Here is a 15,171-nt window from a genome sequence, read left to right on the forward strand (position 1 = left end):
GGTCACGGCGAGAGGACCGCCAGGAGGTGGGCGACCTCGCGGGCCACGGCCTCGCGGGCCGGGGTCAGGTAGTGGCGCGGGTCGACCGTGCCGGGGTGCTCCGCGAGGTGGGTGCGGACGGCCTCGGTGAACGCCTTGTTCAGGTGGGTGGAGACGTTCACCTTGGTCATGCCCGCCGCGACCGCCTCGGTGAGGTGCGGGTCCGAGACGCCCGACGAGCCGTGCAGGACGAGCGGGGTGTCGACCGCCGCGCGCAGCCGGGCGATCAGTTCGAGGTCGAGGACGGCGTCCCTGGTCACCATCTGGTGGGCGCTGCCGACCGCGACCGCGAGGGCGTCGACGCCGGTGGCGTCGACGAAGGCACGGGCCTCCTCGGGGTCCGTGCGCACGCCCGGTGTGTGGGCGCCGCCCTTGCCGCCGACCTCGCCGAGTTCGGCCTCGACCCAGACGCCGTGGCTGTGGCAGTACTCCACGACCTCGCGGGTCGCGGCGACGTTCTCCGCGTACGGCAGCTTCGAGGCGTCGAACATGACCGAGCCGAGGCCGAGGGCGACGGCCTCGCGGACGAGGTCGGGGTTCTCGGCGTGGTCGAGGTGGACGGCGACGGGGGTCTTGGCGGCGCGGGCGACGGCCAGGGAGGCGAGCGCGACCGGCTCCAGGGCTCCGTGGTAGCGGACGGTGTTCTCGCTGATCTGGAGGACGACCGGACGGTCGGCGTTCTCCGCGCCGGCCACGATGGCCTGGGCGTGTTCGAGCTGGAGGACGTTGAAGGCCCCCACTCCGGTGCCCGCGGCGCGGGCGCGGCGGACGATCTCGTCGGTGGGCGTCAGCGGCACGGTGCTTCTCCCGGGTGGTGGGCGGGCGTGGGGCGGCGGTCAGGCATGGACGTCGGAGAGGACGACGGAACGGGTCAGGTTCCGGGGGGTGTCCGGGTTGAGCCCCTGCGCCTCGGCGACGGCGACGGCGAGCCGCTGGGCGCGGACGAGGTCGGCGAGCGGGTCGAGGTCGCTCTCGGCGAGGGTGCCGCCGACCTTGCGCACGTCGTCCGCGAGCCCGGCGGGCAGGGCGCCGAAGCCCCAGGTCACGCGGCCGGGGCCGGTGATGCTGATCGGGCCGTGGCGGTACTCCATGGCCGGGTACGCCTCGGTCCAGGCGCCGGCCGCCTCGCGCATCTTCAGGCCTGCCTCCAGGGCGAGTCCATAGGTCCAGCCGGTGCCGAGGAAGGTGAACTGCTCGGCCGTGCGCACGCTCTCGTCGAGCGGGGAGCCGAGGGCCTGCTCGGCGTCGCGGGCCGCGTCCTCGACGGTGCCCAGGCCCTCGGGGAGGGCGTCCTCGGCCTCCAGGTGTGCGCGGAACAGGGCGAGGACGGTGGTCGCGAAGCGGGTCTGTACGACGGACTCCTCGTCGGCGAAGTCGAGGACGGCGACCTCGTCGGCGAGGTCCATCACCGGGGTGGTGGGGTCGGCCGTGATCGCGCCGGTGGGGACGGTGCCGCGGAGCCTGGACAGGACGGCGAGGACCTCGCTGGTGGTGCCGGAGCGCGTGATGGCGACGACACGGTCGTAGCGCCGGCCGTAGGGGAACTCGGAGGCGGCGAAGGCGTCGGTCTCGCCGTGGCCGCCGGACTCGCGCAGCTCGGCGTAGGCGAGGGCCATGAACCAGGAGGTGCCGCAGCCGATCACCGCGACCCGCTCGCCGCGGCGGGGCAGGGCCGCGACGTGCTGGGACAGGGTGCGGGCCGCCTGGCGCCAGGTCGCCGGCTGGGAGGCGATCTCCACGGCGGTGCGGGTGGTGGTCATGCCGATCTCCTTGCAAGAAGAGTGCGCGATATTGATGGAAGATGCTTGAAGACGCCTCTATTCAAGCAGAAACAAGCATCCTCTTTCCAGATCCCGCACCCTTCGGCGGCTAGAATCGGACGCGCGCACGAGCGGGGTGGTCATGCGGGCACGGCCCCGGTGGAGGGAGGGACCCATGTCCAAGCACGAGCGGTGGAACACGCTCCTGGAGCTGCTTGCCGCCTCGGGGAAGCTGGAGGTGGAGGAGGCGGCGACCGCGCTGGACGTCTCCGCCGCCACGATCCGCCGGGACCTCGACGAGCTGGCGGAGCAGCAGCTGCTCGTCCGCACGCGGGGCGGGGCGGTCGTGCACGGCGTGTCGTACGAGCTGCCGCTGCGGTACAAGTCGACGCGGCACGCGCCGGAGAAGCGGCGGATCGCGGAGGCGGTGGCGGATCTGGTCGCACCCGGCGAGGTCGTCGGGCTCAACGGGGGCACGACGACGACGGAGGTCGCACGCGCGCTCGCGCTGCGGTTCGCGAGCGGTCGCACCGAAGCCCCGGGCGCGGCGGTGCCGGCCGGGCCCGCGCTGACCGTGGTCACCAACGCGCTCAACATCGCGGGCGAGCTGGCGGTGCGTCCACAGATCAAGATCGTCACCACGGGAGGGGTCGCCCGCCCGCAGACCTACGAGCTGGTGGGTCCGCTGACGGTCGGGGTGCTCAACGAGGTCGTGCTCGACGTGGTGGTCCTCGGGGTCGACGGGGTCGACGCCGAGCTCGGCGTGATGGCGCACCAGGAGGACGAGGCGAGCATCAGCCGGCTCTTCGCCGAGCGGGCGAGCCGGGTCGTCGTGGTGACCGACTCCTCGAAGATGGGCCGCAGGGCGTTCGCGCGGATCTGTGGTCTGGACCGGATCGACCTGCTCGTGACCGACACCGGCATCGCCCCGGAGACGGCCCTGCAGCTCACCGAAGCCGGGGTGGAGGTCCTCACCGTCTGACTCATTGGTCTGACGGTGAACCAATCCATACCTTGGCGTCTACGGTCTTCCACGTATTCACGCACTAATTACCGCGCGTGTGTATACCTTTAAGCCGCCCTCCCCCATCATGTCTCCGACGTGCCGCTGGGGCACACCGTGACAGGAAGGGCGGGGCATGATTCCCATCAGCCGCAGGGGATTCGTCGGGATCGGCGCGGGGCTCGTGGCGGGGGCCGCGCTGCCGCCACTGCGGGCGTCCGCCGCCGCGAGCGGCGCGACCGGCACCCTCGCGGACGTCAAGCACGTGGTGATCCTCATGCAGGAGAACCGCAGCTTCGACCACTACTTCGGCACCCTGAAGGGCGTCCGGGGCTTCGGCGACCGCGCCGCCGGCAACATCCCCGGCGGCTGGGGCATGTTCAACCAGCCCAACTGGGGCGGCCGCCAGTACCCCTGGAAGCTCAGCGACACCCCGGCCGCCGGCGGCGTCGACGGCGAGACCCTCGCGCAGTGCAACGGCGACCTGCCGCACAGCTGGACCTCGCAGCACGCCGCCTGGAACAAGGGCCGCCTCGACAACTGGGTCACGGGCGTGGGCAACACCCGGACGCTCGGCCACCTCGACCGCGGGGACATCCCCTTCCACTACGCGCTCGCCGACAACTACACGATCTGCGACGCGTACTTCTGCTCGACGCTGAGCGCGACGGGCCCCAACCGCACCTTCCTGTGGAGCGGGAAGGTCGACGGCACCAGCAAGGACGGGGGCGACGAGTCGGGCCTCACCTGGGAGTCGTACGCCGAGGCGCTCCAGCGCGCCGGGGTGAGCTGGAAGGTCTACCAGAACGCCCAGGACAACTACGGCGACAACGGCCTCGCGTACTTCAAGAAGTTCACCGACGCCCGTCCCGGGGACCCGCTGTACGACCGGGGCATGGGCTCGGTCCCGAAGGTGACGGGCTCGACGCCGGACGACATCGCCGCGGCGATCCGCGCCGACGTCGTCGCGGGGACCCTGCCGCAGGTGTCGTGGGTGGTCGCGAGCGAGGCCTTCTCGGAGCACCCGTACGCCCCGCCGGGCGACGGCGCCCACTTCGTCGACCTCGTCTACCGCGCGCTGGCCGCGAACGCCGAGGTGTTCGACTCCACGGTGCTGTTCCTCAACTACGACGAGAACGACGGCTTCTTCGACCACGTGCCCCCGCCGGTCGCCCCTCCCGGCACCGCGGGCGAGTACATCGACGGCGTGCCGATCGGCCTGGGCTTCCGCGTCCCGATGATTGTCATGTCCCCGTGGACCCGCGGTGGCTGGGTGAGCTCCGAGGTCTTCGACCACACCTCGGTGCTGCGCTTCATGGAGAGCTGGACCGCGGCGCTCGGCACACCGGCGACCTGCCCCAACATCAGCGCCTGGCGCCGGAAGGTCACCGGCGACCTGACCGGGGTCTTCGACTTCGCCAACCCGGTGTACGGAGTGCCGGCCAACCTTCCCTCCACGGCGAAGGTGATCGGGCAGGCCACCTGCGGCCCGCTGCCGAACCCGGCCCCGCAGAACAACGCGCTGCCCGTACAGGAGTCCGGCACCCGCCCGGCGCGCGCCCTGCCGTACCAGGTGAACGGCAACCTCGACCGCTTCGAGTTCGGCGCCGCGGGCAAGATCCTCGCCTGGTTCTCGATGACGAACCAGGGCACGGAGGCCAAGCGGTCGGCGCACTTCTCGATCCACCCCCACCAGTACCGGGACACCGCCGCCTGGCAGTACACCGTCGACCCCGGCGACACGGCCACCGACTACTTCAACATCGGCCTCGGCTCGGGCTCGGGGAAGTACGACATCTCGATGATGGGCCCCAACCGCTTCCTGCGCCGCTTCATCGGGGACGCCTCGAAGGCGGGCAAGGCCATCGAGGTGGCCGCCAGGTACGCGCCGGAGGCGGGTACGGGCAAGACGGCCCTGTGGTTCAAGATGACCAACACCTCGGCCGGGCCCGTCACCTTCACGATCCGCTCGAACGCCTACCGCTCGGACGGCCCGTGGACGTACACGGTGCCGGCGAACTCCAGCCGCGAGGACTTCTTCAACGCGGTGGCGTACACCGACGGCTGGTACGACTTCACGATCCTCGCCGACATCGACGGGACCTGGTCGCGCCGGTACACCGGCCACATCGAGACCGGAGCCCCGAGCATCAGCGGCTGATCCCCCCACGGGGCCGGGCGGCGGCGACCATGCCGCCGCCGACCGGACTCCGGTACGGCGTCAGCGGCCCGCTTCGGCGGCGCGCCGGACCGTGGCGTCGAGGAGGGCCACCGCGTCGGCGGCGGTACGACCGGGGGCCCGGTTCCACGGCCCGATCAGCTCCCGCCAGCCGCGCGACCGGAGTTCGGTCATGATCCAGGCGGCCGCCTCGTTCATGGTGTCCGCGCTGCCGTAGCCGAGGCGGTGGGCGGCGAGGAGGGCACCGCAGACGCACCGGGCACCGCGTGCGTCGCGCAGCTTGTACGGGGCGTTCTGCCAGCCCCACTCGGTCAGCACGAGGCGCGCGTAGCCGAGGTGCACCGAGGGGCGGAGGTCGGCCTGGCCGATGCGGCGCCAGGTGTGCAGCCGGTCCGGGACCACGGCTCCGAGCCGTCCCGGGATCCGGCGCTCGGCGGGAATCTCCGGTGGGAGGGCGGCCAGGGCGTCGGCCACGAGCCGGTCCACCGGCACGCTGAGCAGCTTCCGCCAGCCGTCCTCAGCGGGCGGCGACTCCTCGGGGGCGGTCCAGTCCGTGACGATCCTCTGCCAGGTGGCGCTCTCGAAGAGGGCGGCCGCCTCGCGGTCGAGGGTGTCGGGGCTGAGCAGGGCGGTGGAGGGCGGCATGGGGCGTCTCCTGGGTCGACTGCCTCCACCTTTCACGATAAATGTCTGTTTTGCGACTTTTACTCCCCCAAGGGGTGTAGCTCACATCCGCGCCACCGCACCCCCTCGACGAGCACCTCATCTAATGCAATTTCCCCTCATTTACTCATGAACGGAATTACGTACCATTTGGGACATTGCGGTCCTGGTGACGCGACTCACTCATACGACCCGGCGGGCCGGCCGCCCCCTCCCCCACCCCGTACCGGGCAAGGAAGTTCCATGCCTCCCGGACGGCATCGATCTTGAATTCCCCGAATTCCGTGATCCATTTCCCGATGCCTGTGACCACTCCCCTTGTTCTCCGTCGCATTACTGGCCTACGGTCACCTCCATTCGAGCGGAACGCCCAATCCTGCCGCCGCTCGGTAAAACTCCCTTTTCACCCGACGGCAGGAGCGGGGGACCCACGAATACGCCGGTCCGGATTCCGGAACGGCTCGGGGTGCAGCCGCGTGTGCGCGGCCGGACATCTCCCGTCCGAACCCGACAGCTCACCCCGCAGGCGCCGGAGAGGAAACCGTCATGCCTGCTCACGGTAAGCACCGCCGTCACCGCCGCGGCCCCGTCTCCCGCGGCCTCGCCCTGGTCGGCACGGGTGGCGCCGCACTCGCCCTGCCGCTCATCGCCCCGGCCGTCGCCGACGCCGCGCCCGTGTCCGGCGCCCCGGAGATCGCCGTCCAGAGCATCGCCGCTCCGGTCGCGGCCAAGGCTCCCGCCGCCCCGGCCGCCGCGCACACGTACACCGTCGCGAGTGGTGACTCGCTTTCCCTGATCGCCCACAAGAAGGGAATTCAGGGGGGCTGGAAGAGCCTTTACCACGCCAACAAGAGCGTCGTGGGTGACAATCCGTCACTCATTCACCCCGGTCTCGAACTGACGATTCGTCGGGATTCCGCGAAGGCCGCCCCCCCGCAGGCGAAGACGAAGCCGGCCACCCCCGCCGTCGCCGCCGGAACGGGCTCCTCCGCCGCCGCGGCCGCTCCGGCCGTCGCCGCCCCCGCTGCCGTCAAGGCGGCCACGGTCGCCGCGACGAACTACGCCGACAACCTCGACGGCTGGATCCGTGAGTCGCTGGCCATCATGGGCCAGCACGGCATCCCCGGCTCCTACGACGGCATCTTCCGCAACGTCATGCGCGAGTCGTCCGGCAACCCCCAGGCGATCAACCTCTGGGACTCCAACGCGGTCGCCGGCACCCCCTCGAAGGGCCTGCTCCAGGTCATCGAGCCGACCTTCCTCGCCTACCACGTGCCCGGCACGTCCCTGGACCTGTTCGACCCGGTCGCCAACATCACCGCCGCCTGCAACTACGCGGCCGACCGCTATGGCTCCATCGACAACGTCAACTCGGCGTACTGATCCCCTCACGCCGGAAGTGCTCGGCGAACCAGGAGGTGGCGAGGTCCGCCACCTCCTCCAGGGCGCCCGGCTCCTCGAAGAGGTGGCCGGCGCCGCCCACCACGGCGAGCCGGTTCTCGCAGCGCAGCAGCGCCAGGGCCCGCCGGTTGAGGTCCAGGACCATCGCGTCCGCGCCGCCCACCACCAGGAGCGTCGGGGCACGCACCCGCGCCAGGTGCTCGGCCGCGAGGTCCGGCCGGCCGCCGCGCGAGACGACGGCGCTCACCGGGGACTCGGGTGCGGCGGCCGCCCACAGCGCGGCGGCCGCACCCGTGCTCGCACCGAAGTACCCGAGCGGCAGCCCCGCGCTCTCGGGCCGCCCGGCCAGCCACTCCGTGGCCCCGGCGAGCCGCCCGGCGAGGAGCGGGGTGTCGAAGACATGCGCCCGGTCCACCGCCTCCGACTCGGTCAGCAGGTCGAAGAGCAGCGTCCCGAGTCCCGCCCGGTTGAGCTCGGCGGCCACGGCCCGGTTCCGGGGGCTGTGGCGACTGCTGCCGCTGCCGTGCGCGAACAGGACGATGCCGCCCGCGCCCTCGGGCACCGCGAGCCGCCCGCCGAGGCTGACGCCGTCGACCGGGATCCGTACGTCCGTGTCCTGCACGACGGGGTCCCGCCCGGCCCTGTTCCGCTCCAGGCAGTCGATGACCTCGGCGTCCGGGGTCTGCGAGAAGTCCCGGTAGAACTGCCCGATCGCGAAGAAGAGCTCCGGGGCGTGCACGCTGACGGTCTCGTCGGCCTCGCCGCCGACACGGGCCGTCCAGCCCTTCGGCGCCACCGGCACCGCGAGCACGATCCGGGCGGCGCCCCTGGCCCGCACCACCCGGCAGGCCGCCAGCGCCGTGGCCCCCGTGGCCAGCCCGTCGTCCACCACGACGACCGTCCGCCCGTCGAGAGGCACGGTGGGCCGGCTGCCCCGGTAGCGGAGGCCGCGCTGGTCGAGCTCGGCGTGCTCCCGCTCCTCCACCGCGGCGAGGTCGCGCTCGCTCACCCGGGCCTCCCGCAGCACCCGCTCGTTGAGCACCCGCACGCCGCCCTCCCCGAGCGCCCCCATCGCGAGCTCCGGCTGGTGCGGCACGCCCAGCTTCCGCACGAGACAGATGTCGAGCGGCGCGTCGAGGGCGTCCGCGACCTCCGCCGCCACCGGCACGCCGCCCCTCGGGAGCCCGAGGACCACGACGTCACGGCCCTTGAGGTGGTCGAGCCGGGCGGCGAGCTGGCGCCCCGCGTCCGTACGATCGCTGAAGAACATGGTCCGCCGCCCTTCCGCTGGTGCGCGGCTCGGGCGCGGGGAGGAACGGAGTGCCCCGTCCCCTGCCCGTCCCTCCAGGGTAGACGCGTCACCCGGGTCGACGGGCGGGCTCGATCGGCGGGCCGGTGCGGTCAGCGGGTCGGCGCGGTCAGTGCGGTCAGTGCGGTCAGTGCGGTCAGCACGCCCCGTCGTCGGTGGACCTCCTCCGTCAGCGGGACTGCAGGGCGTCGAGGGCCACGGTCTGGGCTATCGCCAGCCGCCGGTCGAGCTCCGGGTCGGCTATCTCGAGCACGTACCGGTCCCGGAACCCGAACAGCTTGTCGACCGACATGACCGAGCGCCCGTCCGCGGTGAAGTCGAAGTGGTACGGCACGACGAACGGAACGAGGTCCAGGGGCAGGAACTCCCAGGCGCGCCGCAGCAGCGCCACCACCTCGTTCCGCTCCTGCCCGGTGGTCTCGCCCACCTCGCCCTCCCGGCTCAGGTGCCAGGTGCTCCGCAGCAGGGACGCGCCGAAGTCCTTCCGGAAGCCGCCCAGTCGGGTGCCGGAGGCGCCCACCACGTCGTACGTCGCGCCGAGGTCGATGACCTGTCGGGCCTTGAAGGTGAAGAGGACCTGGCGCCGGGACTCGTCGGTGTAGAAGGTGACGTGCTCCTTGAGCGCCATCCTCTTCTGGTGGGCGAAGGCGACGAGTTCACCCTCCTTGCCGTCCGGGCCGATGGTGTGCACCAGGTACCGGTTGGCCAGGAGCGTCACCTTCTGCCGGACGAGAAAGCGCTGCTGCGACTGTGCGAGGCCCATCGGTCGTGCTCCTGCCGGTCGTGGACGGTCCCTGGAAGACCGCCCCCTGAGGTCGTGAGCACGATGATCGGCTGCCGAGGGGCCTCACCGCTGTCCTCGAAAGTCGTCGGTCCCGTTGACCTTCGGATGATCTTCGACGGGACCGGACCCCGGATCGACGGGGTCGGAGACCGAGGCCGACGGCCTCAGGCGCCGAGGAAGGCCTCGATGGCCTCGGCGAGGGCCTGCGGGGTCTCCTCGGGGGCGTAGTGACCGGCGTCCTTGAGGACTTCGAGGCGGGCGTTGGGGTACCAGCGCAGCCACGTGGCCTCCATCGCCTCGGTGCCCAGCGCGGGGTCGTGGGCGCCGACGACGAGCAGGACGGGCGTGGGGTTGTCACGGACGCGCTCGTGGAAGTCGGTGCGGGACCAGGAGTCCAGGTAGGCGCGGAAGGCCGTCGCGGAGGAGCGGGTGACGGAGCGGTCGACGAGTGCGCTCAGCCAGGCGTCGTCGTAGCGTCCGCCGGTGGTGTTGTCGATGATCGCGCGCCGGCTGGCCGGTTCGTCGGCGGCCCCGGCGAAGAGCTCCCAGGTCTCGCCGTCGAGCGGGAACCCGGCCGCGGAGACGGGTGAGATGCCGACGATCGAGCGGACCCGGTCGGGGGCGTCGAGGAGCATCAGCTGGGCCGCCTTGCCGCCCATCGAGTGGCCGATGACGGAGAAGGAGTCCCAGCCGAGGTCGTCGGCGACCGCGAGGGCGTCGGCCGCGACCTCCTCCATCGTGTACGCGCCCGCGTGGTCGAGGGCGTCTCCGTAGCCCCGGCAGTCGACGAAGGCGTACGTGCCGACGGAGCCGTCCAGGTGGGCGCGCAGCGGGGAGAAGCTGGTGCGGTCGCCGAACCAGTTGTGCAGCACGAGGGCCCTCCCGGGGCCTTCGCCGTGTACGTCGTACGGAAGAACCTGGCCCGTCATCGTGCCCCCTGCTCGCGAGGTGGTGCCGCCGCACGCCGATGGCGACGGTCGACGACCGAGTGTGACGGCGTGGACGCGTGGGGTCAACACCGTCGGGAGGGGCGCGTGGGAGCGCGTCGGGCCTCGGCACCTGGGCGTCCCGGGCCCGGGACAGCGGTACGCGCCCCCGGACCGGCCGCACGTCGGGCCCCGGCGTCGAGGCGTCTCCGGCCCGGGATGCGGGTGCTTTCGCCTCGGGGGCATCCTGGCTGTGTGACCTCGCACGGCGCGCCCGGCCCCGACCCGGTGGGCGGCACCGGGATTCCGCCCGGGAGCGAAGCCGCCATCGGGCCTGTATCCGGCGCGCTGACCTGGGCACTCGCGGAGGCGGCCCTCGCGGCGGTGGAGGAGGTCGGCGGTTACGCGGGCGGGATCTACCTGCGCTCCGGCACCCCGGGGCTGCTGCGGCTCGCGGTCCTGGTGGGACTGCCGGGGCCGCTGTTCCGTCCGTGGTGGCGGATGCACGCGAACCGGCCGTTCCCCGTCGCGGAGGTGCACCGCTCCGGGCAGTCCGTCCACCTCGCCAACGTCGAGGAGGCCATGCGGCGGTTCCCCCAGCTGGTGGCGAGCCTGCCGTTCCCCTTCGCCTCGCTGTACGCCCCGGTGGTCGCGGGCCGTGAGCGCTTCGGCGTGCTCGTGGCGCTGCGGGCGCCGACCCCAGGGGTTCCGGTCGACGCGCGGGACCGGAACCGGATGACCCGGGGCGCGCTCCGCCTCGGGGAGACCCTGGCCGATCTGGCACGGCAGGGGACGGAGGTCGAGTGGCCCGGGGACCCGGTCTGCGTACAGCTGCCGACCGGCTCGGGTCCGGCGGTCCGCTTCGGCTCGTTCGCCTGGGACCTGGAGACGGGCACGGTCACGCTGGACGACGGGCTCCTGGCCATCCTGGGGGCGGAGGTCTCCTCGCCCTGCTCGATCGAGGCGCTGACGTCGCTCCTCGACCCCGAGGACGGGTACGCGCTGTGGGCGGCGGCCCGGCAGGCGACCGGGGCGGACGGACGGCCGTCGGTCCGCAGGATCCGTCTGCGAGGGCCGGACGGCGGCCTCCACCTCCTCGAGGTGTCCACGCGGGCACGCCGGGCCGCACCGGGGACGGGGCCCGCGGGCGGCGGCCGGCTGGAGGGCACGCTCGTGGACCTCGGTACGGGTCTGGTCGGCTCGGACGCCACGGACCGGCTGCCGCGGGCCATTCTGGCCACCGACCGGCTGGCCCGCGTCACCTACGTCAACGAGCAGACGGAGCACCTGCTGGGCCGGCCGCGCCGGGCGCTGGCGGGGCGGCCGCTGTGGGACGCGCTGCCCTGGTTCGGTCACCCCTTCCACGAGGAGCAGCTGCGCGCCGCGCTGCTCTCCGGTGAACCGGTGCGCTTCCTCGCCCGCCCGGAGCGTGGCCGGTGGCTGTCGGTCTCGCTCTACCCGGGCCGGGACGGCGTGACGATGGTGATGGTCCCGGAGGAGGAACCGGTGCCGGTCGCCCGCGGAGCCGCGCGCGGCCGCCGGCGGACGGACGACGTCCTGACGGAGCCCGGCGACCGGGCGGCGGCGCTGTACCGGCCGGTGGCCCTGGCGATCGCGCTCTCCGAGGCGGTGACGGCGCGCCAGGTGTCGGCGGTGGTGACGGAGGAGCTGCTGCCCGCGTTCGGCGGCCGGCAGCTGGCGATCTACCTGCTGAGCGACCGGCGGCTCTATCTGGCCTGGGAGACGGGCTTCCCGCCCGGGTTCCTCGAACCGTTCGACGGGGTGGCCCTGGACGCCCAGGTGCCGGGCGTGGAGACCCTGACGACCGGCAGGCCGCTCTTCTTCGAGTCCATGGAGCAGCTGGGGCGGGCGTATCCGGACCTCCCGATGGACGCGCACTCGGGCGCGCGGGCCTTCCTTCCCCTGATCGCCTCCGGCCGGCCGGTGGGCTCCTGCATCCTCGGCTTCGACTCGCCGCGCGGGTTCAGTCCGGAGGAACGGACCGTCCTCACGGCGCTCGCGGGGCTGATCGCACAGGCCCTGGAGCGGGCGCAGCGGTACGACACGGAGTCCGCGGTCGCGCGCGGGCTGCAGGACGCGCTGCTCCCGCACCGGCTGCCGGTGCGGGAGGGGGTGGAGACGGTGGGCCGCTATCTGCCGGGCACCCAGGGCATGGACGTGGGCGGCGACTGGTACGACGTGATCGAGACCGGCCACGGGCGGCTCGCCCTGGTGATCGGCGACGTGCAGGGGCACGGTGTGGCGGCCGCGGCCACCATGGGGCAGCTGCGCAGCGCCGTCCGGGCGTTCGCGCTGGGGGGCCATCGGCCGCAGGACGTGATGCGCGGCACCAACCGGCTCCTGATCGATCTGGACCCGGGGCAGTTCGCGAGCTGCTGCTACGTGCTCCTCGACCCCGAGACGGGTGACGCGCGGGCGGTACGGGCGGGACATCCGCAGCCGTTGCTGCGGCGGCCGGACGGGACGACGGAGCAGGTGGAGCTGGCGGGCGGGATGGTCCTCGGGGTCGACGTCCGGGCCTCGTACCCGGTGACACGGCTACGGCTGGCTCCGGGGGCGGTCCTCGCGCTGTTCACGGACGGTCTGGTGGAGCGGCCGGGCCAGGACATCGACGAGGGGATCGGGCGGCTGAGCCGGGCCTTCGCCGCGACGGGTTCGCTGGCGCTCGCGGACACGGCCGACCGGCTGATCCGGGAGGCCCGGGCGGCCACGTCCCGGCCGGACGACATCGCGCTGCTGCTCGCGGCGCGGTGGGCGGACGGCGGCTGAGCCCTCCCCGCGGACCGGAGGGTTTCACCCGGTCGGGCCCGTGGCGCTGGTCGGGGGGCGCCTGCCCGGGGAGGCTGGGAGTGCCGTGCCGATCAGGCCGGACGAGTCAGGGCGGCAGCCCGAGGAGGACACGTGCAGCAGGACAAGCAGCCCGAGTACGGCCCCGTGGTGTTCCGTGACCGCTCGGCGGGGTACGCGTTTCTGACCCGGTCCACCGCGACCAGCGACCGGACCATCGAGTGGGACGACGGCAACACGTACCCCGTGATCGACGTCGAGATCTCCTCCGAGAGCCACCCGTTCTACACGGGCACGGCGCGGACCGTGGACTCCGAGGGCCGGATCGCCAAGTTCGAGCGCCGGTTCGGCGAGAAGGAGTGAGGTCTCCCGAAATCCGTCCGTGAAACTGGCCAGGAGATGGCCAGTTCGCCTTCCAGGATGAGGTCACGAAGACGGCGGGGCGCTCGCGCTCCGCCACGGACTCCCTGGAGGGGAACAGCTGTGATCGTGGTGACCGGAGCGACCGGAAACGTCGGACGACCGCTGGTGGAGATGCTGGCCGCGGCCGGCGAGGAGGTCACGGCGGTGAGCCGCCGTCCGGCCGGGGACCTGCCCGCCGGTGTGACGCACCGGCAGGGCGACCTGGCCGATGTCGACGGCCTCAAGGGGGTGTTCGAGGGTGCCGAGGCCGTCTATCTGCTCGTCGCGGGTCTCGGGGACGAGCTGCGTCCGCGCGAGATCGTGGCGGCGGCGGTGGCCTGCGGAGTGCGGCGGATCGTGTTCCAGTCCTCGCAACTGGTGGGGACGCGGACCGATTCGGTGTCGCACGAGATCCTGCGCGCGTTCGAGACGGCGGTACGGGAGTCGGGCGTCGAGTGGACGGTGCTGCGGCCCGGCGGCTTCACGTCCAACGCCTTCCTCTGGGCCGAGCAGGTGCGCTCGGCCCGTACCGTCGCGGCTCCGTTCGCCGATGTGGCGCTGCCGGTGGTGGACCCGGCGGACATCGCGGGGGTCGCGGCCGCCGCGCTGCGCGACCCGGTGCATTCCGGCCGTACGTACGTCCTGACCGGGCCGGCCGCGGTCTCGCCGCGTGATCAGGTGCGGGCGCTGGCCGAGGCGCTGGGCGCTCCGGTGGAGTTCGTGGCGCAGAGCGCGAGCGAGGCCCGGGCGCAGCTGGTGCGGTTCCTGCCGGAGGAGGCCGTCGACGGGATGCTGTCGGTGATGGGCGAGCCCCGCGCGGACGAGCAGCGGGTGAGTCCCGACGTGGAGCGGGTGCTCGGGCGGGCGCCCCGGCCCTTCTCGGCGTGGGCGGAACGCAACGCGCCGGCCTTCGCCTGAAGCCCCGAGGGCCTCGGGACCGGGCGGGAGTTCACCGCCGAGGCGGGGACGCGCGTCCGGTGGACCGCGTTCCCCGCCCCGTCCGGGTGCGAGCAAGGGGCTCCGGGCCCTCCGCTCAGCTCAGGAAGGCGATCAGACCTTCACGATGCCGGACTCGGCGACCTTGATGGAGGCCTTGGTGGCGCCGGAGGCGGAGCCGAGGGACTCGATCTTCTTGACCAGGTCCTGGCCCTCGACGACCTCGCCGAAGACGACGTGCTTGCCGTCGAGCCAGTCGGTGACGATCGTGGTGATGAAGAACTGCGAGCCGTTGGTGTTCTTGCCGGCGTTGGCCATCGAGAGCAGGAACGGGCGGTCGTGCTTCAGCGTGAAGTTCTCGTCGGCGAACTTCTCGCCGTAGATGCTCTTGCCGCCGGTGCCGTTGCCGCGGGTGAAGTCGCCGCCCTGCAGCATGAACGCCGGGATGACGCGGTGGAACGGGGAACCGGCGTAGCCGAAGCCGTGCTCACCGGTGCAGAGCTCGCGGAAGTTCTTGGCCGTCTTCGGGACGACGTCGTCGAACAGCTTGAAGGTGATGCGGCCCGCGGGCTCGTCGTTGATGGTGATGTCGAAGTAAACGTTCTCGTTGCTCATGGGGACATCCTGTCATTACTCACGTACGGCGCGCGCACGGGCCGCCTCCTCCCGGGGCATGGCGTGCCGGTGCCCCGCGTTCCGCCCGGGAGCGCGGGGCACCGGCCGCCACCTGGGACGCGAGGTCAGAGCAGCCCGCCGGCCTGCTGGTTCTGGAGGGCGCCCTCGGCGCCCTGGACGGTCTCGTGGAGGACGGTCGCGGTCTGGTCGTCCTGGAGGAGGCCCGTGGTGCCGGCCAGGGGGCTCTCCGTGGCGCTGGCCTGCGGCGGCGGCGTGATGATGGCGGTGACGACGCCTGCGGCGAGGGAGGCGATGGCGAGCATGCTGCGCTTCTTCATGCCCTGGT

14 protein-coding genes and 1 riboswitch are annotated in these 15,171 nt (G+C 72.7%); of the genes, 6 read left to right on the forward strand and 8 right to left on the reverse strand.

Annotated elements, in window-relative coordinates:
* Positions 1-2: 2 nt before the first annotated feature.
* Positions 3-836, reverse strand: a complete 834-nt coding sequence (locus GGE06_RS24505; protein ID WP_116164389.1) for a class II fructose-bisphosphate aldolase — start codon at positions 834-836, stop codon at positions 3-5.
* A gap of 39 nt (positions 837-875) precedes the next feature.
* Positions 876-1,799, reverse strand: coding sequence for an SIS domain-containing protein (locus GGE06_RS24510; protein ID WP_116164387.1), 924 nt, complete (start codon positions 1,797-1,799; stop codon positions 876-878).
* 175 nt (positions 1,800-1,974) lie between these two features.
* Between GGE06_RS24510 and GGE06_RS24515 the strand changes: the two genes are divergently transcribed.
* Together GGE06_RS24515 and GGE06_RS24520 are read left to right on the forward strand one after the other, a co-directional pair.
* Positions 1,975-2,781, forward strand: coding sequence for a DeoR/GlpR family DNA-binding transcription regulator (locus GGE06_RS24515; RefSeq protein WP_184931722.1), 807 nt, complete (start codon positions 1,975-1,977; stop codon positions 2,779-2,781).
* Between the two features lie 157 nt (positions 2,782-2,938).
* Positions 2,939-4,963, forward strand: a complete 2,025-nt coding sequence (locus tag GGE06_RS24520) for a phosphocholine-specific phospholipase C (protein ID WP_116164383.1) — start codon at positions 2,939-2,941, stop codon at positions 4,961-4,963.
* A gap of 60 nt (positions 4,964-5,023) precedes the next feature.
* Here the strand turns inward: GGE06_RS24520 and GGE06_RS24525 are convergent, their stop codons facing one another.
* Positions 5,024-5,626 (reverse strand): DUF6197 family protein, encoded by a 603-nt coding sequence (locus GGE06_RS24525; RefSeq protein ID WP_116164381.1) that lies wholly within the window; start codon positions 5,624-5,626, stop codon positions 5,024-5,026.
* A 403-nt stretch (positions 5,627-6,029) separates the two neighbouring features.
* A riboswitch (cyclic di-AMP (ydaO/yuaA leader) is annotated at positions 6,030-6,188 on the forward strand.
* 2 nt (positions 6,189-6,190) lie between these two features.
* On the opposite strand from GGE06_RS24525, the gene GGE06_RS24530 reads away from it, so the two are divergent.
* The gene (locus tag GGE06_RS24530; protein WP_184931723.1) at positions 6,191-7,027 is read left to right on the forward strand and encodes a LysM peptidoglycan-binding domain-containing protein; all 837 of its coding nucleotides are present in this window, start codon (positions 6,191-6,193) and stop codon (positions 7,025-7,027) included.
* On the opposite strand, the gene GGE06_RS24535 is transcribed toward GGE06_RS24530, so the two are convergent.
* From GGE06_RS24535 to GGE06_RS24545, 3 genes are all read right to left on the reverse strand, one after another.
* Complete coding sequence (locus GGE06_RS24535) at positions 7,011-8,315, reverse strand: phosphoribosyltransferase family protein (RefSeq protein ID WP_184931724.1); 1,305 nt, start codon at positions 8,313-8,315, stop codon at positions 7,011-7,013. The genes GGE06_RS24530 and GGE06_RS24535 overlap by 17 nt on opposite strands.
* 208 nt (positions 8,316-8,523) lie before the next feature.
* Positions 8,524-9,117, reverse strand: a complete 594-nt coding sequence (locus GGE06_RS24540; protein WP_116164375.1) for an LURP-one-related family protein — start codon at positions 9,115-9,117, stop codon at positions 8,524-8,526.
* 185 nt (positions 9,118-9,302) lie between these two features.
* A complete protein-coding gene (locus GGE06_RS24545; RefSeq protein ID WP_184931725.1) occupies positions 9,303-10,067 on the reverse strand; it encodes an alpha/beta fold hydrolase in 765 nt (254 codons plus the stop codon).
* Between the two features lie 252 nt (positions 10,068-10,319).
* Here GGE06_RS24545 and GGE06_RS24550 point away from each other — a divergent pair, with 252 nt between their 5' ends.
* The 3 genes from GGE06_RS24550 to GGE06_RS24560 all read left to right on the forward strand — a co-directional run bounded on the left by GGE06_RS24550 (position 10,320) and on the right by GGE06_RS24560 (position 14,192).
* Complete coding sequence (locus tag GGE06_RS24550) at positions 10,320-12,854, forward strand: SpoIIE family protein phosphatase (protein ID WP_312883274.1); 2,535 nt, start codon at positions 10,320-10,322, stop codon at positions 12,852-12,854.
* Between the two features lie 132 nt (positions 12,855-12,986).
* Entirely contained in the window at positions 12,987-13,235 is a 249-nt protein-coding gene (locus GGE06_RS24555) for a type B 50S ribosomal protein L31 (protein ID WP_116164369.1), read from the forward strand.
* Positions 13,236-13,355: 120 nt separating this feature from the next.
* Entirely contained in the window at positions 13,356-14,192 is an 837-nt protein-coding gene (locus GGE06_RS24560; RefSeq protein ID WP_184931726.1) for an SDR family oxidoreductase, read from the forward strand.
* A 132-nt stretch (positions 14,193-14,324) separates the two neighbouring features.
* Here the strand turns inward: GGE06_RS24560 and GGE06_RS24565 are convergent, their stop codons facing one another.
* The gene (locus GGE06_RS24565) at positions 14,325-14,825 is read right to left on the reverse strand and encodes a peptidylprolyl isomerase (protein ID WP_116164365.1); all 501 of its coding nucleotides are present in this window, start codon (positions 14,823-14,825) and stop codon (positions 14,325-14,327) included.
* A 125-nt stretch (positions 14,826-14,950) separates the two neighbouring features.
* A complete protein-coding gene (locus GGE06_RS24570) occupies positions 14,951-15,163 on the reverse strand; it encodes a hypothetical protein (protein ID WP_246532723.1) in 213 nt (70 codons plus the stop codon).
* Positions 15,164-15,171 lie beyond the last annotated feature (8 nt).

This window comes from Streptomyces nymphaeiformis, assembly GCF_014203895.1.
Classification (GTDB): Bacteria; Actinomycetota; Actinomycetes; order Streptomycetales; family Streptomycetaceae; genus Streptomyces; species Streptomyces nymphaeiformis.